This window comes from Devosia sp. UYZn731 (genome assembly GCF_040546795.1).
Lineage (GTDB): Bacteria > Pseudomonadota > Alphaproteobacteria > Rhizobiales > Devosiaceae > Devosia.
The window spans coordinates 431582-451616 of record NZ_JBEPOL010000003.1 but is presented as its reverse complement, the minus strand read 5'-3'; the positions used below and the strand labels follow the sequence as shown (position 1 = coordinate 451616).

Annotated in this window: 18 protein-coding genes; 16 read left to right on the top strand and 2 right to left on the bottom strand. The window is 60.3% G+C overall.

Translation table 11 applies throughout. The features are described from left to right. Nucleotide 1: 1 nt before the first annotated feature. The 10 genes from ABIB57_RS10055 to ABIB57_RS10010 all read left to right on the top strand — a co-directional run bounded on the left by ABIB57_RS10055 (nucleotide 2) and on the right by ABIB57_RS10010 (nucleotide 11271). Nucleotides 2-1018 (top strand): ABC transporter permease, encoded by a 1017-nt coding sequence (locus ABIB57_RS10055; protein WP_354040454.1) that lies wholly within the window; start codon nucleotides 2-4, stop codon nucleotides 1016-1018. A gap of 17 nt (nucleotides 1019-1035) precedes the next feature. Next, nucleotides 1036-2013, top strand: a complete 978-nt coding sequence (locus tag ABIB57_RS10050; RefSeq protein ID WP_354040453.1) for a sugar ABC transporter substrate-binding protein — start codon at nucleotides 1036-1038, stop codon at nucleotides 2011-2013. A 45-nt stretch (nucleotides 2014-2058) separates the two neighbouring features. Then, nucleotides 2059-3501 (top strand): sugar ABC transporter ATP-binding protein, encoded by a 1443-nt coding sequence (locus tag ABIB57_RS10045; RefSeq protein ID WP_354040451.1) that lies wholly within the window; start codon nucleotides 2059-2061, stop codon nucleotides 3499-3501. Nucleotides 3502-3505: 4 nt separating this feature from the next. After that, nucleotides 3506-3997: a D-ribose pyranase gene (gene rbsD / locus ABIB57_RS10040; RefSeq protein WP_354040450.1), complete on the top strand. Its 492-nt coding sequence runs from the start codon at nucleotides 3506-3508 to the stop codon at nucleotides 3995-3997. Continuing rightward, complete coding sequence (locus ABIB57_RS10035; protein ID WP_354040448.1) at nucleotides 3990-5054, top strand: Gfo/Idh/MocA family protein; 1065 nt, start codon at nucleotides 3990-3992, stop codon at nucleotides 5052-5054. Before rbsD ends, ABIB57_RS10035 begins: the two co-directional genes overlap by 8 nt. Beyond that, nucleotides 5051-6190 carry an extracellular solute-binding protein gene (locus tag ABIB57_RS10030; protein WP_354040446.1) on the top strand — a complete coding sequence of 380 codons (1140 nt, stop codon included), beginning with the start codon at nucleotides 5051-5053 and terminating at the stop codon, nucleotides 6188-6190. The genes ABIB57_RS10035 and ABIB57_RS10030 overlap by 4 nt, the downstream gene beginning before the upstream one ends. After that, the gene (locus ABIB57_RS10025; protein WP_354040445.1) at nucleotides 6183-8102 is read left to right on the top strand and encodes an SUMF1/EgtB/PvdO family nonheme iron enzyme; all 1920 of its coding nucleotides are present in this window, start codon (nucleotides 6183-6185) and stop codon (nucleotides 8100-8102) included. Before ABIB57_RS10030 ends, ABIB57_RS10025 begins: the two co-directional genes overlap by 8 nt. Nucleotides 8103-8172: 70 nt before the next feature. After that, nucleotides 8173-9417, top strand: coding sequence for an ABC transporter substrate-binding protein (locus tag ABIB57_RS10020; protein ID WP_354040443.1), 1245 nt, complete (start codon nucleotides 8173-8175; stop codon nucleotides 9415-9417). A gap of 76 nt (nucleotides 9418-9493) precedes the next feature. After that, entirely contained in the window at nucleotides 9494-10423 is a 930-nt protein-coding gene (locus tag ABIB57_RS10015) for a carbohydrate ABC transporter permease (protein ID WP_354040441.1), read from the top strand. 53 nt (nucleotides 10424-10476) lie between these two features. Next, complete coding sequence (locus tag ABIB57_RS10010; protein ID WP_354040439.1) at nucleotides 10477-11271, top strand: carbohydrate ABC transporter permease; 795 nt, start codon at nucleotides 10477-10479, stop codon at nucleotides 11269-11271. A gap of 95 nt (nucleotides 11272-11366) precedes the next feature. On the opposite strand, the gene ABIB57_RS10005 is transcribed toward ABIB57_RS10010, so the two are convergent. Together ABIB57_RS10005 and ABIB57_RS10000 are read right to left on the bottom strand one after the other, a co-directional pair. Then, the gene (locus ABIB57_RS10005) at nucleotides 11367-12542 is read right to left on the bottom strand and encodes a hypothetical protein (protein ID WP_354040437.1); all 1176 of its coding nucleotides are present in this window, start codon (nucleotides 12540-12542) and stop codon (nucleotides 11367-11369) included. Further along, nucleotides 12502-13728 (bottom strand): ROK family transcriptional regulator, encoded by a 1227-nt coding sequence (locus tag ABIB57_RS10000; RefSeq protein WP_354040435.1) that lies wholly within the window; start codon nucleotides 13726-13728, stop codon nucleotides 12502-12504. The genes ABIB57_RS10005 and ABIB57_RS10000 overlap by 41 nt, the downstream gene beginning before the upstream one ends. Nucleotides 13729-13847: 119 nt before the next feature. Here ABIB57_RS10000 and ABIB57_RS09995 point away from each other — a divergent pair, with 119 nt between their 5' ends. From ABIB57_RS09995 to ABIB57_RS09970, 6 genes are all read left to right on the top strand, one after another. Next, the gene (locus ABIB57_RS09995) at nucleotides 13848-15083 is read left to right on the top strand and encodes an extracellular solute-binding protein (RefSeq protein WP_354040433.1); all 1236 of its coding nucleotides are present in this window, start codon (nucleotides 13848-13850) and stop codon (nucleotides 15081-15083) included. Between the two features lie 124 nt (nucleotides 15084-15207). Next, a complete protein-coding gene (locus ABIB57_RS09990) occupies nucleotides 15208-16053 on the top strand; it encodes a carbohydrate ABC transporter permease (RefSeq protein ID WP_502914373.1) in 846 nt (281 codons plus the stop codon). Then, a complete protein-coding gene (locus ABIB57_RS09985; protein WP_354040430.1) occupies nucleotides 16054-16899 on the top strand; it encodes a carbohydrate ABC transporter permease in 846 nt (281 codons plus the stop codon). A 24-nt stretch (nucleotides 16900-16923) separates the two neighbouring features. Then, nucleotides 16924-17937: an SIS domain-containing protein gene (locus tag ABIB57_RS09980; RefSeq protein WP_354040428.1), complete on the top strand. Its 1014-nt coding sequence runs from the start codon at nucleotides 16924-16926 to the stop codon at nucleotides 17935-17937. A gap of 3 nt (nucleotides 17938-17940) precedes the next feature. Further along, on the top strand, nucleotides 17941-18864 hold the full coding sequence (locus ABIB57_RS09975) for a carbohydrate kinase family protein (RefSeq protein ID WP_354040427.1): 924 nt from the start codon (nucleotides 17941-17943) through the stop codon (nucleotides 18862-18864). Next, nucleotides 18864-19922, top strand: coding sequence for an ABC transporter ATP-binding protein (locus ABIB57_RS09970; protein WP_354040425.1), 1059 nt, complete (start codon nucleotides 18864-18866; stop codon nucleotides 19920-19922). The genes ABIB57_RS09975 and ABIB57_RS09970 overlap by 1 nt, the downstream gene beginning before the upstream one ends. The last annotated feature ends 113 nt before the right edge of the window (nucleotides 19923-20035 follow it).

Below are 20035 nucleotides of genomic sequence, written 5' to 3'. Positions count from 1 at the left end.
CATGGTCCAGGACATCAATCCGCAGCTTCGCCAAACCTCCAGCCAGCGATCGCCAGCCGCTTTGCTGCGCAAACTGCTTTTGACGCGCGAAGGCGGCGTGCTGTGTGCGGTCTTGCTGCTGGCAGTGATTTTCACGGCGATGAGCCCGGTGTTCATGACCGCGCCCAACATCATCAACCTGCTGCGCCAAATCTCGCTACTGGGCATTCTTTCGATTGGAGCAACGTTTGTCCTGATTATTTCCGAGGTCGATCTGTCGGTCGGATCACTTTACGGCTTTTCAGGCCTCGTCGCCGGCAGCCTGTTGGTGGCCGGCGTTCCGGAAGTCCCGGTGATCGTTCTGGTGCTGCTGTTGGGGGCGGGCATCGGCGCGCTCAATGGCGGAATTACCATTCTGGGCGGTATCCCCTCGTTCATCACGACGCTGGGCACGCTCTATCTCATCCGCGGCATCACGCTTGTCATCAGCAATGGCATGGCGGTTTCACTGCCATATGGCAGCGGAACGGCCCCGGTGCTCAAATTTCTGTCGCAAGGGCAGGTGTTCGGTCTGTCGATCCAGGTTGTGTTGCTGATTGTGGTCGCCCTGGTCGGATTCGTCCTGCTGCACCGCACGACATTTGGGTTTCACGTCTTTGCCGTCGGCGGCAATGAGCGGGCATCGCGGATCATCGGCGTGCCAACGGGCCTTGTCAAAGTGACGGCGTTTGCCATCGCTGGGAGCCTTGCGGCACTCGCCGGCATGGTCAATTTCGGATTTCTGGAAAACGTCCAGCCGGTGACCGGCTCGGGCTTGGAACTGGACGTTATCGCCGCCGTAATCATCGGCGGTACGCGCCTTGGTGGAGGCCAGGGCTCGATTGCCGGCACCCTATTGGGCGTCCTGCTGATCGGCATTGTCCGCAACGGGCTAGTGCTGCTCGGGGTGACACCCTTCTGGCAAACAACGCTAATCGGAGCCGTGGTCCTGGCCGCTGCCCTGATCGGTGGTGTGACATCGAAAAATCGATCCAAATAATAACAATGGAGGAGACTATGACTATGAAGAAGTATGCGATTATTGCTGCGGTGGGCGTCGCAGCGCTGCTGGCGGCAACCTCGGGTTTTGCGGCAGAGTTTAAGCTATCGCCCGATATTGCGGCGCATGCCGCAGCGGGAAAAAAGCCGGTATTTGTGGTGTCTTATCATGACCCGGCATTGACCGTGGCCGTTCCTATGCGGCGCGGCGTTGAAGCGGCCGCCACCGAGCTGAATGTCGACGCGCAGTTTATCGGGCCAGTGGGCGGGGGCGCCGAAAAGCAGGTGGCCGAGCTCGAAAACTGGTTGACCAAGGGAGTCGACGGCATCGCGGTTTCGTCCTCCACCTCCGATGCTTTGGCACCCGTTATCAACAAAGCCCTGGCCATGGGCGTGCCAGTGGTGACCTTCAACACCGACAATCCAAAGTCCGATCGTCTCACTTTTGTTGGCCAGGATTTGGTCTACTCGGGTGTGGTGATGGGTGACACACTGGCCAAGCTCATCAACGGCAAGGGAAAAGTGCTGATCTTCTCGGTCGACGCAATTGCCCAGTGGTCGCTCGACCGCGAAAAGGGCGCCCGTGAGGCTCTGGGCAAATTCCCGGACATCCAGATCGCCGCCATGGTCAACACCTCCAACGAACCCCAGCAGATTTATGCTGCCATCGAAAACGCGATGCTGGCCAATCCCGATATCACCGGCATCATTTCGCTCGACTGCTGCAGCTTCCCCGCGATCGGGCAGTATCTCGAACGCAACGGCAAATCGGGCGTCATCCCAGTCGTTGGCTCTGACCTGCTGCCACAGACCCGCGATCTCATCATCTCTGGCGCCCTGACGGCCACGATCACGCAAAATCCTCAGCGCCAAGGCCACGACTCCGTCCTCGTGCTCGACCAGATCTACGCCAAAGGCGTGATGCCTCCCACTCACACCGACACCGGCGTCGAGGTCATCGACAAGGCCAACGTGGCCGAACACGAAGCCGAGTAACGGAAAGGAGTTGCTGAAGTGGAACCCGCTCTCAGTCTGCAAAATGTGAGCAAGCGCTTCGGCAGCTTCTCGGCCCTACGCGATATCAACATCGATTTCGCGCGCGGCGAAGTTCACGCCTTGATGGGTGAGAACGGCGCGGGCAAGTCCACCATGGTGATGCTCATCGCCGGCGTACACCAACCAACCGAGGGGGCCCTGTTCGGCCCCCTCGGTCAGCGCCTCGAATTGATGTCCCCGCGCGCCGCGATTGCCGCAGGCATTGGGGTGGTCCATCAGGAGTTGGACCTGTTCGACAACATGACAGTGGCCGAAAACATTGCCTTGGGGCCGGCAACCGGCCACGCGATGCGCCCTGCCAAATCCATCATGCGGGCCAGGGCAATGGCCGCATTGGCATTGCTCGATGAAAACCGCATCGACCCGGACGCCCTGGTCGGCACCTTGTCGACATCCGACAAGCAACTGGTCGCTATCTCCAGGGCGCTCTCGGAAAATTCTTCGCTGATCCTGTTCGATGAACCGACCTCCAGCCTTAACAGCGCCGATGCAGCGCGGCTGCATGCCCAGATCAGGGCGCTGAAGGCCAAGGGCGTTACGGTCGTCTATATCTCGCACAAGTTGGGCGAAGTATTTGATATCGCCGACCGCGTGACTGTGTTGCGCGACGGCGCCCACGTGAGTACCCGAGAGATCGGCGCCGTCAGTTACGAGTCCCTCATTGCCGATATGCTGGGCCACAACCCGGCCAAGATATTCCCCAAACGGACGGCAGCTGAAGATGCACCGGTGGCGCTGCGCGTCAGCGATCTGCATGGCATCAACATGAATGGTGTCAGCTTTTCGGTCCGGCGGGGAGAAATCGTCGCCTTGGCTGGCTTGCCGGGCGGTGGGCCGACCAATGCGCTGCGGGCGGTGTACGGGCTGGACGATATCCGTTCGGGCTCCATAACCCTGCCGCAAAGGGACGGGCAGCGCGCCGGCGTTCCTGGTGCCATTCGCGCTGGCATGGCGTACTTGCCGTCCGACCGTTTACGAGACGGGATCATGCCATTGATGAGCGTCGTCGAAAACATCGAGGCGACCTCGGCAGCCATGGCTGATGGCAGCACAGCAGCGCGGCGCATCAAGGCCCTTGAAAGCATCACCACCCTCAACGTGCGCACCTCCGATCCAGGCAAGATCATCACCGCACTCTCTGGAGGCAACCAGCAAAAGGCGTTGCTGGCACGGTGGTTGATGATGAAGCCTTCGCTGCTGCTGCTCGACGATCCTACGCGAGGTGTCGACATCGGTTCCAAGGCCGAAATCTACCATCTCCTCGGGAAATTGGCCGACCAGGGGACGTCCATCGTCTTTACCTCTTCGGACTCCATCGAGTTGTCAGGCTTAGCTGACCGCATTTTGATCTTCCGCGAAGGTCGGGTCTTTGAAGATGTCGAGGGTGGAGTGGAATACGAACTGCTCGACAGAAAAATCACGGGATAGCGTCATGAAACGTGCTGGAATTTTAAACGTCGGACTGGCTGAAGCCATCGTATCGATTGGCCATGGCGACATCCTGATGATCGTCGATGCTGGCTATCCTGTGCCTGCGGCGACATGGCAGATCGACCTGTCGATCGTCGCCGGCGTGCCCGATCTGAAGACGGTCTATGCGGCGGTTGCGCCCGAGCTCATCGTCGAGAAAGTCCATTTTGCCCACGAGGTAAAACTGCATAACCATCCGATGTACGCAGCCTTGCGCCAGTGGTTCGATGAACGCGACTTCGAATCTGTCGATCACGCCAGAATCATCGGTGAGATGGGAGCGCGCGCCAAGGTCATAGTGCGCACGGGCGCACTCGATCCGTGGGGCAATATCGCGTTGGTCGGCGGGGTTGACTACCGCGCCTATTTCAGCGATCCGGCAATCGACGTTCCGGACAATTTCCGCAAGCTGATCGACCGCTCGACATTCATTCCCGGGGCACATCATGACTGAGGGGACACGCAAAGCCCGCATCGGCGTCATCGGCGCCGGTTTTTGGTGCACCGCCAACCACCTGCCGATCCTGCTGCGGCGCGATGATGTCGAGCTGAGCGCGGTCGCCCGCCTGGGTCGAAGCGAGCTAGAGCAATTGCGAGACAATTTCGGCTTTGCCTATATCACCGAAGACTATCGCGCCCTGTTGAACGACGTGCCACTCGATGGCGTGATCGTAGCCTCGCCTCATCACCTGCATGCAGAGCACGCTTGTGCCGCACTGGCCAAGAATCTGCCGGTGCTGGTGGAAAAGCCTATGGCCACCTCCATGGTTGATGCGCTCTCGATTTACCAGGCGGCAGAAGCTGTGGGACAGCCGATCCTCGTGCCCTATGGCTGGAATTTTCAGCCCTATTTCGGCAAGGCAAAGGAATGGATCGCGGCGGGTCGCATCGGTACGCTGCGCCACATCAGCGCGCAGATGGCGACCCCCATCGAAGATCTTATGTCGGGGGGAAGCCTCGCCGAAGCGACTGGTGAATTGTTCCAGCCCGACGCGGCGACCTGGGCACAAGTGGAAACCGGCGGGTATGGCTGGGGCCAGTTGGTGCATCTGCTGGGGGGATTGGCTTACCTGACCGATTTCGAACCCGAGACCGTCTACGCGCGCCTTGGCCTGTCGCGCATCGGTACGGATCTGTTCAATGCGCTCACCTTGACCCTACGCGGCGGTGCGACGGCGGCGATATCGGGATCCGCGAGCTTGCCGGTCGGCTCGCCTTTCCAGATCGATATCCGACTGTTCGGCACTGAAGGCGTGCTGCTGCTTGATACCGAACGCGAGCGGCTTGTGCTGCGGCGGGTGGATGGCGACGTTGAAGAGTATCCCATTCCGGCCGGCGCGGGCGCCTATTCGTGCGTGACGCCCGTTGAGCGTTTCGTCGATATTTGCCTGGGCAAACCGGTCGAAAATGCCGGCCATGCCATGACTGGCTTACGGACCGTCCAAATTGTGGAAGCAATGCATCGCTCACACAAATCTGGCCAACCGGTAACCATCGAGCACCGGCCATGACCGCAGAGCCAATTCACTTGCGCGGTATGACCTGGAGACACGACCGCGCCGTCGCCCCGCTCGAGGCATGTTCGCGGCTTTGGCAAGATCAGCACGGCGTCAGGATCACCTGGGAAGCCCGATCGCTGCAGGATTTCGAGACTTTTCCCGTCGGCGAGCTTGCGGCCCGCTACGACCTGCTGGTGATTGACCATCCCCACGTCGGAATAGCCGCCGATGCGGGATCCCTATTGCCGCTGGACATAAATCGCGTTCAAGCCTCCTCATACGTGGGGCGGTCGCTGAAAAGCTACGTATGGGCGAACACGCTATGGGCGTTGCCGATTGATGCCGCGGCACAGGTCCAGGCCTTCAATCCTCGACGCCTGAAGGCCCTCCTGCCCACCTATCGGGCCGCACTCGAACTCGCGCCGGGTGAGCTGGCAATTCCTTTGCTGCCGCCGCATGGCTTATTGAGCCTCTTTACTCTTTATCATCAGGCCGGAGCTGTGCTGGGCCGCGATGGCCTCGACCCGCGTCTTGGCGCTGCGGCATTCGAGTTGCTGGCTGCAATGGTGGATCGTATAGACCCCTGGTGCCATACAGCCGATCCTATAGCGGCACTTGAGGCGTTGGCGGACCCTGGCGCAACGATCGCCGCGTCGCCACTGATCTTTGGCTACGTCAATTATGCCATGCCTGACTACAGGGCAAATGCGGTGGCCTTCGCAGACTTGCCCGTCGTCAACGGGTCGAGCGTAGGTGGTTCGGTGCTGGGTGGAACGGGCATAGCGGTCTCCGCCGCTTGCGAACACCGCGCCGAAGCAGTCGCGTTCGCCCATTGGCTTGCGGGCAAGGAGACCCAGCGTGGTCCCTATGTCATAGCGAAGGGGCAGCCAGCCCATGCCGAGGCCTGGGACTCGGAGATCGCGAATGCGGCGGCAGGGCAGTTTTTCAAGAATACAAGGCAAACGCTTAAAGGTGCCTGGGTGCGGCCTCGCCATGCGGGGTTTATCGAGTTCCAGTCCCAGGCCGCAGAATATGTGAACACGGCATTGATCCAGCGTCGATCAAGCGAGGCGGTGATTGCAGCGGTCAACCTGATGTTCCAGCGGTCCATGGCGGAACCCGTTTCGGCGTTGCAGTCCAATGATTGACGACTTTGACCAACTGTCGATTGTCCCGGTAGATCCCGCTGAGCGCCCCAACTGGCTCGCCCGAATGCGGCGCTGGCGGGAGGATAGCCGGGCTGGACTTAACTACGACGGCAAACGGTATTCCGCACCGGCGACGGCATGGACGACAGAGACGTTCGTCTGCGGTTTGGTGATGCTTTGGGAGGAAGATTTTTATGATCCCACGGCGCGAAGTTTCACGGTGGACCATTACCTCGACAAGGCGGAGGCGGCGTTTGGTGGCTATGACGCGCTCATCCTTTGGCATGCCTATCCCCTGATCGGCTTTGACGAACGCAACCAGTTCGACTTTTACCGGGACATTCCCGGCGGAATCGGCGCTCTCACCGCGATCATTGATCGGCTACACGCCCGAGGCGTGCGCGCCATCCTGGACTATAACCCTTGGGACACAGGCACGCGGACGGAGGCAAAGGCCGACGAGCTCGCGCTTGTGGAGATGGTTCGCACAGTCGGCGCCGACGGCATATTCCTCGATACACTCGCCAACGCCTCCCAGCCGTTGCGGAGTGCACTTGTCGCCAGTAGTCTTGAAACGGTGCTACAGTCGGAAGCCTTCGTCCCGCTGGAGGACGTGGCTGATCACCTGATCAGTTGGGCTCAATGGCCCGCCAACCTCGATCGCAGGCTCGTGCTCCGCAATAAATGGTTCGAACCGCGGCAAATGCAGCACATCGTCCGTCGCTGGCATGACGACCATCGCGATGAGCTGCATGCTGCCTGGCTCAACGGGACCGGCATCGTCGTGTGGGAGAACGTTTTCGGCTCCTGGTTTGCCTGGAACACCGCCGACCGGCAAACGCTCGCGGACATGCGGCCGTTGCAGCGCCTGCTGGCCAAGCATTTTGCCCAAGGCGACTGGAAGCCTTTCGTTTCCACCGGTCACGGCGCCATTGACGCGTCCTCGTGGCAGCTTGAAGAATTATGGGCGTTCACAATCGTCAACCGCTCGTCTTCCGATTGCTCATTTGAGCTTTCAGGACTGGGTCTGGGGAGGGGTGTGACGGTTTTCGACGCGATAGCGCGCAAGACGATACCAGCGGAGACGCCGTCCCTTGAAATTCCGGCGCATGGGATTGCCTGTCTGCTTGTCGCCGAAGACCCCGAGGCTTTGGCAGATTGCGCGCTTGCTCTGGACGCTTTCGGCGCCCCGCGCCGCGTCTCGCCGCCGCAGGTTGAAGGGGATAACACCGTTCGTCCGGCGCCAGCTATCTGGCAGTCAATACTTCCGGAAAAGATGGCTTTGGTCGCGGGCGGCAGGCGCACAATCGAGTGCAAGTTTCAACTGCGCGAGTGCGGAGCCTACCACCGTGCACCTCTGCTCAATATTGCCTACCCCGACTTCAACCAGGACATTGTCGAAAAATGCTCGGTCACCATCGGGGATTTAGGGTTTGACTGGGCGACGGTAACCAACGGGCAATATCAACGCTTTGTCAATCAAACCGCCTATGCGCCCGCCGACCCGGATTACTTCCTTGCTCACTGGATCGACGGTGCCCCCGCTCCGGCAGAGGTCGATGATCCCGTTGTGTTTGTGAATCTTGATGATGCCCGTGCGTTCGCGGCCTGGTCAGGCCGCCGTCTGCCAACTGAACACGAGTGGCAGATCGCCATGACCGAGAGTTCGGTCGGCTATGGTTTGCGCCGGGTCTGGGAATGGACAGAGAGTGAGCAGTCGGACGGGCACACCCGTTTTTGCATCCTTAAGGGTGGTGCCACCGAAAAAGGCCATCGATCCGGCTGGTACGCCGAAAGCGGTCCCCTCGGTCCGGAGCGTAGCGCAAAGTTCATCCTGTTCGCGCCGGGTCTCGACCGGTGTTCAACGGTGGGATTCCGCTGCGTCGTAGATCTGGCTCGAAGCCAACGCTGATTTCAATAAATGCCGAAGAATTCGGCCCATGGAGGAGACGAAGATGAGACGGACGAACAGGACTAAGCTGATGGCTGCCGCAATGTCCCTGACATTGCTCGCGGTGGGTGGGAGCGCCGCGCAAGAGCTTGCCGGGGTCAAACTGACCATGTGGGTGGCACAAGCCAGCGCAACGCTGGCAAAACAACCTGCCGAAGCTTTCGAGGCAGCAACCGGCGCACATGTCGACCTGGTTGTGGTGCCAGACCCCTACGAAAGCAATATTCCGACCAAGCTGGCCACCGGCGAAAAGCCCGATCTGGCGTTCTACCAGCCCACGGTGAGCGCCTTGCCGGTGATCCAGCCCGCCAACAATCTGCTGCCGCTTGATGGCGAGCCCTGGGTGCAGAAAATCGGTACGACCGAACAGGGCCTCGGCATTATAAACGGGGTACGCTACGCGGCGATCGTCAAGAGCCCATCTATTTCGGGGGTGTATTACAACAAGGCAGTTTTCGCTAAGGCAGGCATAACCGCCATGCCGCAAAACTATGATGAGCTGGTAGCGCTAGCCAAGTCCATCAAGGCCGCGGAGCCGGACGTGGCGCCGTTTTATGAGGCGGGTGGCGACAAGTGGCCGGTGCAGTGGCATCTGCATGCCCTGCTATCGGGGTTAGACCAGGCGTTCTGGCAGGATGTGAATGCCAACGAGGCAAGTTGGACCGATCCGCGCTTCGTAGCAGCCGTCGCCAAGTACAAGGCAGACATCATCGACGGCGGATTGGCTCAGGCCAATTACCAGACTGGCACTTTCGAGGAACAGGCGAGCAGCCTGATTGACGGTACGGCGGCAATGATCTTCCAGGTCGATGCACTGACGCCGCTCCTTCTGTCCAAGCTCAGCGTCGCCGAACTCAACGACAAGATCGGCTGGTTACCGGTATCGGCGACGGCTCCCCAATCGCAGTTCGTTGCTGACCAGACCAATGGGGTTGTCGCCTTCAAGACGGGCGACGCAGCGAGGGAAGCGGCAAGCAAGAAGTTTATCGACTTCTGGCTGGGCGATGACTATGCCAAATTCATCCAGACCAACAATTACCCCTCGATCGAGCCGGCAGTGCCCTCGCCAGCGGGCCTGCCTGACATCACCGTGGCCCAGTCCGCCTCGCTGTCGAGCGCAACCGGCATGTGGTACCTCTATGTCCTGACCGCGCCAGACATTCATCTCTACCTCAACGATCTATTGTTCGGCGCCAAGACGCCCGAAGAGGTAGCCGACGCAATGCAGCGCCAGTTCGTTCAAATTGCCAAGGCTCAAGGCGCAGCGGGCTTCTAGCATCAGGCCTCCTCGATAAGGCCACCGGTCGGGCTCCTTCTTGGGGCCCGACCGAAAACGTCACGAAAGCAGTTCCATGAGCTCAGCCGAAACCGCCAACACATATTCTTTAGCGCAGCGCAGCCTGACGACGCGCAAGCTGCACGGCTCGTCGCATCCGTGGTGGTTCGCGGCGCCAGCCATTGCGGTTATGGCCGCGTTCTTTGTCGTCCCGAACGCCCTGAATTTTGTCTACCCGTTTACGGACTGGTCAAGCTTCAAGAACACCATAAATTTCGTTGGCTTCAGCAATTTTGCCGACGTTCTGGCCGATGGCACAGTGCTCAAGGCTCTGCGGGCAACCCTGATCTACGCGGCTCTGGTCGCAGTTTTCCAGAACGTCTTCGGGTTGGCACTGGCCCTGCTGTTCGAGCGCGACACGGCCCTCAACCGGTTCTGCAGAGCCATGTTCTTCCTACCCGTACTGATTTCCGCTCTCGCGGTGGGATATATTTTCCAGGCCCTGCTGGCGACGGGTGGGGCGCTTAATGGCACACTGTCGGCGATCACCGGGCAACAGATCAGCATCGCCTGGCTCGGCAATACGAGCTGGACCATCATCGTGGTGACGCTGATCCACACCTGGAAATGGGTTGGCCTGACCATGATCATCTACATTGCCGGCCTGAAGTCCGTGTCGGTCGATGTGGTCGAGGCAGCCAGTATTGATGGCGCCAACCGATGGCAGACCTTCTGGCGGGTTCGCTTTCCCATGATTGCACCCGCGGTCACTTTCAACGTCGCGACTGCCATGATCGGGGCCATGAACAGCTTCGACATCGTTCTGGCAACGACCAAGGGCGGCCCTGCCGACTCGACCCAAGTGCTCAACGTTTACATGTTCAAGATTTTTGGGCAGGGGCTGTTTGCGCAAGCGACAGTCACCAGCCTTTCCCTGTTCATCGTCGTCGTGTTGATTGCGATCCCGCTCATCGCCTATCTGCGCCGACGGGAGAACATCCTGTGAGCGGGGGCCGCAGCCCCAATGGGGCGAGCAGGCGCGGTGGGTGGCTGCAGCCGATGGTAGCGCTTTTGGTCACCGCTGTCTTTATCGGGGCGCCGCTATGGCTTGTATTGGTCACGTCGTTCAAGCCCCAAGGGGAGGCCCAACGCCCCAATCTTGACTTGCCCAAGGTCTGGCAACCCATCCAGAACTACTTGCAGGTTCTGTCGGAGGGACGCATCCTTCAAGGCCTTCTGAACAGCCTGCTTGTTGTGCTGCCATCCACTATTCTGATCCTCGTGCTAGGGGCCATGGCCGCATGGATCTTTGCGCGGCGATCCGGCAAAGCGGCGTCCGGTGCATATTACTTCGTGATAGCCGGCATGCTCTTGCCGCCTGCCGTGGTTACCCTGGTGCTCGAACTCCGCTGGCTGGGGCTAGCAAATTCCCAACTGGGGCTGATTGCCACCTACACATCGATGTATCTCCCCCTCGCAGTGTTCCTGATGACAGGATTTATCAGATTGCTGCCGATCGAACTTGAAGAGGCCGCGCGGATCGATGGAGCCAATCCGACCCGGATTTTCTTCTGGATCATCCTGCCCCTGCTGCGCCCCGTTATCGCTACGGCCACTATAATGGTGGTGCTTTTTTCATGGAGCGACGTTTTTTATGCGTCGTTCGTTCTGGGTGGCGGCGAGCGCGCTACGCTGCCTCTCAACCTCCTTCAGGTCGCGAGCGCCCAGCTCTACCAGAACAACTGGCATCTCGTGTTCGCTTACATAGTGCTTATGAGCCTGCCGATGGTCGTCCTGTTCCTTGTCGCGCAGCGCCAGATTATTGCCGGGGTTACAAGCGGAGCGGTCAAGTGAGCCTGATTCAGAATGACAAGGACTTTGCATAGCGAGCGTGCATCAAGGCATTTCAACTCGCCTATTGATCCAAGGTCTATTCACTATCGGATAAATCAAAGGAAGCTCGTGTCAAATCTGAAAACGGCGCTGACCCCGGCCTCGTCAGCGATGATCAACTGATCTTTTAAGGCGCTGACCTTAGCCACGCGCTGCCAACCATCCGATACGGGGACGGCACCAATGACATGGCGGACATCCACCTCGCCATGCCGATCGAGTTCGATCGCTGTTGGAATGCCGCCGGCGCTAAGGGGATTGTCCCCAATCGAAGCGCGATGTCCCTCGACCGAATAGGTGCAGCCGTCCTCCACGCCCAGGACGGTGGTGTGACGGCTGTTCCAAGGCGAATAGTGCCTGCCCCCATTGGAATACCAGAGATTAGTCACCGGCAGGCGGGCTGGATTCTTTAGAAAAATCGCCATGTCGCCCTGTTCAGGGCGAACGACGGTGGTCCAGCCCAATGTTGAACCCGGCTGTTCGATCAGCATGACGAAATCTTCGTGGGCACTGGCCAGGGGATAAGTGGTAAGGTCCATACTGCCGCCATTGGCGGAAGGAAAATGTTTGAGGTCTGTCGATTTTGCCGGATAGCTCAGCAGCGAGCGGCCTTTGGCCGGATCAATCTCGAGCGGCGCACCCGGCGTTTCGGCGCGCAGTTTGGGCGAGGTTGACAACAGACCGGTGTCGGGCACCTGCAACATGGCATGATTGGCAACCGGAAGCCGCCCGCTGCCGCCAACGAAAACATGCCGCTGATAAAGGAACGGATGGCCATCGCGCACCGTCAATTCCTTGCGGACCGTCGCGCCCGACACCTTCTGGCCGAGCGTGAATATCACGGTGCGCCCGCCGACAAAGGTGACATCGCTGAGCAATGACCACGGGCTGTTGGCAGGCCAGCCATGCGACGGCGCGGGCTCGATGTCGGATGCACAGAACGGGGCGCAAAAAAAATCGCCGGACATCCTTTCGAGATGCGGCGCTGTGGCGAAATCGAAGCCCGCTGGCGCGACTGCGTCGTCGGCCCAGGGAACGCGGTGAAATGGCGCAATGCGGAGCCCGTCCCGTTCGATTTCGAACAAAGCCAGGTGACCGATTTCGAGATCGAGTGTGATGGAAATGCCGTCAGCGCCGAAGCTGAACGTGGACGCGGTCGTCATGGTGCGATGGCCTTGATTGTCGTTGCAATTATTCGCCGAGATAGCGCTTTGCGGGATCGTCGTAGGCATATTTTAGGATCGCCGAAAGACTTGGATCGAACGCCCTGGCAATGGGATAGGCGGCGGCCCCCGCGGCCACCGAAAACACGTCTGACGAACCCATCAACAGCTTTGTCGTGGCAATGCCCGGCGCGGCAGCATTTTCGGTGACGGTGCGATTGACGCGATCGAAGAGCGCCTTCATCAGCCGTTGCGGCATCTGGCCACCGAGCACGACACATTCCGGATCAATGACGCGCACAAGCATGGCGACCAGCCAGGCGAGGCGGGGCGCCGCCGCATCCAGCCATTCCTGCACCACCGTGGAATGCAGATCCAGCGCCTTGTCGATCTTGTCAAACATGACCGACTCTTCCGGCCGCAGCCCAAGTTCGGCATAAAGCGGCGCCAACGAAGCGCGCTGTTCGATGGGCTCAAGGCCGTCGCTGCCGTAGATGGCTATCTGGCCGACTTCGCCCACCAGATTATTGCTGCCAACCATCAGCTCGCCCTTCACATAAAGTCCGGCTCCCAGACCGTAGCCAACGAAGACACGGATGAAATTTTCCATGCCAACTGCGCAGCCGTTAAGGCGCTCCGCAACGGTTGCGGCGCTGGCGTCATGGTGGAGGCTAACCGGTAATCCGGTCATCGCTTCAAGCGCTTCAATCATTGGATGCATGTTTCGAGGGCCATCCATCCATGGATCGCCTTGAACAGCGTGCACGCCCGTTGCCGCCGGCATCGCCACGCCCATGCCAATGATACGAGGCGTTGCGCTCCCGGCTCTGGCCCGAACTGGCGCCATGACTTTATCGATTGCGGTCCGGACGGCCGGCAAATTCTCTTCCATCGTGCCGGACGAGAACGCCAGTTCATATCCCGCCACCACGTCACCGAGCAGATCGACAGCCACCGTTCGCGTGCCGTTCTGGTCGATCTGCATCCCCAATGCGTAAGCCCCGCCCGGGAAAATACTGTACGGTGTAGCAGGTTGGCCACGCTTGCCCTTTAGCGGCTCGGCAGCAATCACCAGCCCGTCGCGCTCCAGCTCCTCGATGATGTTGGAGACCGTCTGCGGCACAAGACCCGTACCACGCGCAATCTCGGCGCGCGTCAAATGGCCGTTAAGGCGCAGGGCCTGCATGAGCACGCGCCGGTTGTGCGTCCCTGCCCCGCCGCTGTTCGCGCCCAGTTTGGTTTTCGGTTGCCGCATATTCCGTGTCCCTTGACCCCGCATTCGGCCCATGCATATAATCCACTAGATGGATTTAATACGCAACCTGCGATTTTGTGCATCGGAGCCGTCGTAAAGCAACACAGGGGGATTTTGTCGTGACAACAAGAAAAACTTTACTGGGCGCCGCAATCGCCCTCGGTTTGAGCTCCACCGCGGCCTACGCGGACACCGCGCTGAAGGCGCTGTTCATGTCACAATCGGCGTATAGCGAAGCCGACGTTCGGGCCATGACGGATGCCTACACTGCCTCACATCCCGGCACGACAGTGACGCTCGAATTCGTCCCCTACGAAGGTCTGCGCGACAAGACGATTTTGGCCCAGGGCTCTGGCGATGGCTACGATGTCATCCTGTTCGACGTGATCTGGCCCGCCGAATACGCTACCAATAATATCCTGCTCGATGTCACCGATAGGGTGACCCCCGAGATGAATTCGGGCGTGCTCAAGGGCGCCTGGTCGACAGTTGAATATCAGGGCAAACGCTATGGCATGCCCTGGATTTTGGACACCAAATATCTGTTTTACAACCGCGATATTCTGGAAAAAGCCGGCATCGCCGCTCCACCCAAAACCTGGAAAGAGCTGGCCGATCAATCCGCCATCATCAAAGCCAAGGGACTGGTCGAATTCCCCATCGTCTGGAGCTGGGCCCAGGCCGAGGCGGTGATCTGTGACTACACCACGCTGCTAAGCGCCTTTGGCGGCCAGTTCCTTGATGCTGACGGCAAGCCAGCCTTTGCCAGTGGCGGTGGCCTCGCTGCGCTGCAATATATGGTCGACACCACCACTGCCGGTCTCAGTAACCCCAATTCCAAGGAATATCTGGAAGAGGACGTGCGGCGCGTGTTCGAAAATGGCGAAGCCGCTTTCGCACTAAACTGGACCTATATGGACGATCTGGCGAACAACTCGGTCGACAGTAAAGTGGCCGGAAAGGTCGGCATCGTACCCGCACCCGGCGTCGAGGGTGTCAGCCAGATCTCGGCGATGAACGGCTCCATGGGACTAGGCGTTGCCGCCACCAGCAAGCATCCCGACCAGGCCTGGGATTTCGTCACCTACCTCACCTCGCAGTCGACCCAGAACGCCTATGCCAAGCTGAGCGTACCGATCTGGGCCTCCTCCTATCAGGACAAGGCAGTGACCGGCGGGCGTGAGGAACTGTTCGCCGCTGCCGGAACCGCGCTCGCCGCGATGTTCCCACGTCCCACCACGCCGAATTATCAGGAGCTGTCGACGGTATTGCAGGTGGCAATCCAGCAGGCGCTGCTCGGCATTGCCTCGCCGCAGGACGCGCTGAACCAGGCTGTCTCCGACAGCGGCCTCTGATCCTTTGGTGACGGGCCGGGCCCACCCCCCTGCCCGCCACCAACCCGCTCCCGCCTGAGCGGCGACCTTGACTGCCGAGGAGAATTGCTTGTTTCCGTTCTGGATCACCACCCGCGCCTGGCTGATGCTGCTGCCGCTTCTGATCGTCGTTCTCGGCGTGGTCGGCTGGCCGCTGGTGCAGACCGCCGGCCTGTCGATGACCAATGCCAAGCTGGTCGGAAATTCCGGCAGCTTCGTCGGCGCCGCCAACTTCATCGCCATGGCCAACAATGCCGGATTTCGCGGCGCATTCATTAATACAGCCGTGTTTGCCTTTGCCTCAGTCGGCATGGAACTGGTGGCCGGCGTTCTGGCCGCACTGCTGATGAACCAGGACTTTCGTGGCCGGATGGCGCTGCGGGCGCTGATGATCCTGCCATGGGCGCTGCCAACGGTGGTCAACGCCATTCTCTGGCGGCTGATCTACAATCCCGAATATGGCGCGCTCAATTCCGCTCTGCTGCAACTGCACCTGATCGACGGTTACCGCTCCTGGCTGGGCCAACCGGGGCAAGCGCTGTGGGCGCTGATCATTGCCGACGTCTGGAAGAACTTTCCGCTGGTGGCGCTGATCTCTCTGGCCGCGCTGCAATCGGTGCCCAAGGATACGATGGCGGCGGCGCTGGTCGATGGCGCCAGCGCCTGGGCACGGTTTCGCTTCGTCACCCTGCCCTATCTCGCAGGCCCTCTGATCGTGGCGCTGGTGCTGCGCACCATCGAGGCCTTCAAGGTCTTCGACATTGTCTGGGTGATGACCCGCGGCGGGCCGGCGAATGCGACACGTTCCCTGTCTATCCTCGTCTATCAGGAGGCCTTTTCATTCCAGCGTGCCGGGTCCGGCGCCTCGCTGGCGCTCATCATTACTCTGATCGTGGCGCTGCTCAGTGCTGCCTATGTCGCGATCATGCGGCGCTCGGCGAAGGTGCAGTAAATGGAACGCAAGTCCCTCGCCTTCACTATCTTCATCTATGCCAGCGCTATCGTTTTGGCTGCCAGTATCCTGGCGCCGCTGCTCTGGCTGTTCATCATGAGTATCTCGCCAGCGGCGGACCTGACCACCAAGCCGCTGCGCTGGTGGCCAAGCAATCTCGATCTGTCGCGCTACGGTATGCTGCTGACCATCGCCGGCAACACGTCCGGCCAGGCGTTTCTGAGCGCGATGCGCAACAGCCTGTTCGTCGCGAGCATGGCGACACTGGCCGCTGTTGTCATCGCAATCCCCGCAGCCTGGGCCGTATCGCGCACACCGAAACTAGAATGGTCACTCTATGTGGTCATCGCTACCTATATGCTGCCGCCCGTCGCGCTCTGCGTGCCGCTCTATTTCGGGCTGGCTCATTTCGGCCTTCTCAATAACCTGTTCGGGCTTGCCTTCATCTACCTCACCATTCTAGCCCCATTCACGACCTGGTTGCTGAAATCGGGTTTCGACGCTGTGCCAACGGCAATCGAAAGCTCGGCGATGATCGATGGCGCACGGCTCGATCAGATCCTGCGGGTGATCACCCTGCCACTGGCCGCACCAGCCATTGCGACGGTGACACTGTTCGCGTTCCTGCTCGCCTGGGACGAATTCTTTTACGCCATGCTGTTCACCGCCGATCAGAACGCCAAGACGCTCACCGTCGCCATCGCCGATCTCGCCGGCGGCCGCGTGTCGGACTACGGCATGATCGCCACCGCCGGCGTACTCGCTTCCCTGCCACCCGTATTGATCGGGCTGTTCCTGCAGCGCGCCATCGTGGCAGGCCTTACCACTGGCGGGGTCAAAGGATGACCCGCGCCCATTTCAGGTGATCCAATGAACGTTAACGTCAAACCTGCCGGCCAATTGGCTATCGAGCGCGAAATGGCCGTGCAGGAGCGCGATGCCCTTGCCTCCTTCGCCGGCGCCGAAGGCCGCGCACTGGAAATTGCCGCATCCCTGCGCCGTACTGGCCGTCTGCTGATGCTTGGCATGGGCGCGTCCCACTCTGTCGGCCGCGCCATGGAACCCTATTACCGGGCCGCAGGCGTGGACGCCGTGGCGCTGCCGATTTCAGAACAACTCGGAATGCCCCTGCCGTTGAATGGCCGCACGGTGCTGCTGTCGTCCCAATCGGGTGAGAGCGCCGAAATCCTGCGCTGGCTGAAAGAAGCCGGCACCCGCGCCGAAACCTTCGGGCTGACGCTTGACGGCACGTCCACACTGGCCCGCGCCATACCGTCGCTTGTCGGGGTCGGCGGCCCGGAACTGGCTTTTGCCGCCACTAGAAGCCTGACAGTTTCGTTCGGCTTGCATCTGGCCGTTCTGGCAGCGCTTGGGGTCGACACGGATGGCGCCCTGGATTTACTCAAGCACCCGGCCGAAGTAGAGGTTGCGCCCGCGGTTGCCGCGCTCGATGGCGTTACCGCGATCGTCACCTCCGGCCGAATGCTCCAGGGCGTGGCCGAGGCGATTGCGCTGGGGCTGACCGAACTGTCCCGCCTGCCCGCATTCTCGCTCGAAGGCGGCCAGCTGCGGCATGGACCAATGGAAATGCTTGGCCCCAAAATCGGCGTGGTGCTGTTCCGTGGTGGCGAGCCCACTGCCGGCCTCGTCGCGGGCATGGCCGCCTCTGCCCATGCAGCAGGCTCCAAAGTCGTCGTATTTGACGCCTCCGGCCTGCCCGCCCTGCCTGATGTGGTGTCGGTGCGTGTACCGGCCGCATCCGGTCCGACGGCGGTGTTTGCGCTGTTGCCCAATGCACAGCGCTTCATGGTCGCCTTCGCCGCCTTGCGCATTGCCGATGTCGGCACGCCGTGCCGCTCCACCAAAATTACCCGAACGGAATAGTCCATGCGTCCCCTCGCCGTCGTTGGAAACGTCAATGTCGATCTGATCATGGGGCCAACCGCTCCATGGCCGGTTCCCGGCACCGAAGTCTTGGTCGATCATGATGAGCTGCGTGTTGGCGGTTCGGCAGGCAATGCCGCGTTGGCCTTGCAGGCGCTTGGCATCGATTTCCAGATTGCCGCCAATGTGGGCTCGGATGCCTTTGGCAAATGGCTGGCGGAGGCCTTTGGTTCGCGCAGCGACAAATGGCCGGTGAACCCGACCTCGACCACCATTTCGGTGGGCATCACCCATCCCAATAGCGAACGCACTTTCTTTACCACGCGGGGCCATTTGCCCGATTTCAGCTGGGCCGACGTGCAGGCCGGCATCCATACGCCCTCGCTCGCTGGCGGGCTTTTGCTATTGTGCGGCAGCTTCATCACCAGTCGCCTAGCTACCGACTATGCTTTGCTGTTCGACTGGGCCGCTGCAAACCGGATCGATATTGTACTGGACACAGGCTGGCCGGTGGAGGGCTGGACCGAGCAGGCAATCGCCTTGACCAAAGCCTGGTTTGCCCGCTCCAGCCACCTGCTGGTCAGCGAAAACGAAGCCTTTGCCCTGACCGGCACCCTAGAGATCGGCAGCGCCCTCGAGGCCCTTGAAGCTCTGGCGCCGAAGGGCGCAACCGTGTTGATCAAGGCCGGGCCGCTCGGCGCCTATGCGCGCCGCGATGGCCAGACACTGCATGCCCCTGCTCCCAAAGTGGTGGTGATCGATACGATCGGCGCTGGTGACGTGTTCAATGCCAGCTATGTCAGCCGGATCGCCAGGGGCGAGGACTTGCTCACGGCATTGTCAGCGGGCGTTGCCATCGCTTCTACCGCCATTTCGTCCTCGCCACGGCGCTATGCCAGCCTGGCAATCCAGCCGGGGGTTCACTGATGGGATCGCTCAGCCTTGTCGGCCTGCACAAGCGTTACGGTGCGTTGGAGACGTTGAAATCGATTGATCTGTCGCTGGCCGATGGCGAGTTTCTCGTGTTGTTGGGGCCATCGGGCTGCGGCAAGTCCACCATTCTCAACATCATCGCCGGGCTGATCGAGCCGAGCAGCGGCGATGTGCGGATTGGCGAGCGCTCGGTCATCGGCTTGCATCCCAAGAACCGCGACATCGCCATGGTGTTCCAGTCCTACGCGCTTTACCCAAACCTGACGGTGGCCCGCAATATCGGCTTCGGGCTCGAAATGCGCGGCGTCGCCAGGGTCGACCGCGACATGGCAATTGCCAAGGTGGCCGATACGCTCCAGATCAGCAAATTGCTGGATCGCAAGCCTGCCGAACTATCGGGTGGACAACGTCAGCGCGTTGCCATCGGCCGCGCTTTGGTGCGCAATCCAGCGATTTTCCTGTTCGACGAACCGCTCTCCAACCTAGACGCAAAGTTGCGGACCGAGATGCGAACCGAGATCAAGCGGCTGCACCAGTTGCTCGGCACCACCATGGTCTATGTCACCCATGATCAGATCGAGGCCATGACCCTGGCGACCCGGATCGCCGTGATCAAGGACGGCCAGATCGAGCAATTGGGCACGCCCGAAGAAGTCTATCAGCGCCCCGCCAGTACATTCGTGGCAAGCTTTGTTGGCTCGCCGGGCATGAACTTGCTCACCGCGAATTTGAACGCCGGGCAATTACTGATCGACGGAGCCGATGCTGCGATCAGCCTACCAGGCACAGCGGCAAACGGACCTGTCATCGCCGGTATTCGCGCCGAAACCCTGCGGCTTGCGGCAGCGGGTGAACCAGCATTCTCGGCTCTAGTCGAAGTCGTGGAGCTGACTGGCCCTGAAAAGCTGGTTGTCGCCCGTGTCGGAGATCAAAAGTTCCTGGCAGGATTGCCGCCTGATGCACAGGTGGTGTTCGGTCAGACCATTCGGCTGGCTGTGGACGCCGAGAAGACCGCGCTATTCGATCCCGAAACGGAGCGCGCGATCGCCTAAAACGGCCGGGCAGCTGGGCCGGAGCGACTGCCATCGATCCACAATCCAATACTAAGTAAGTATTGGACTATATCTGTATTTCATCGATGATAATTCATTTTAACAACTTTGAA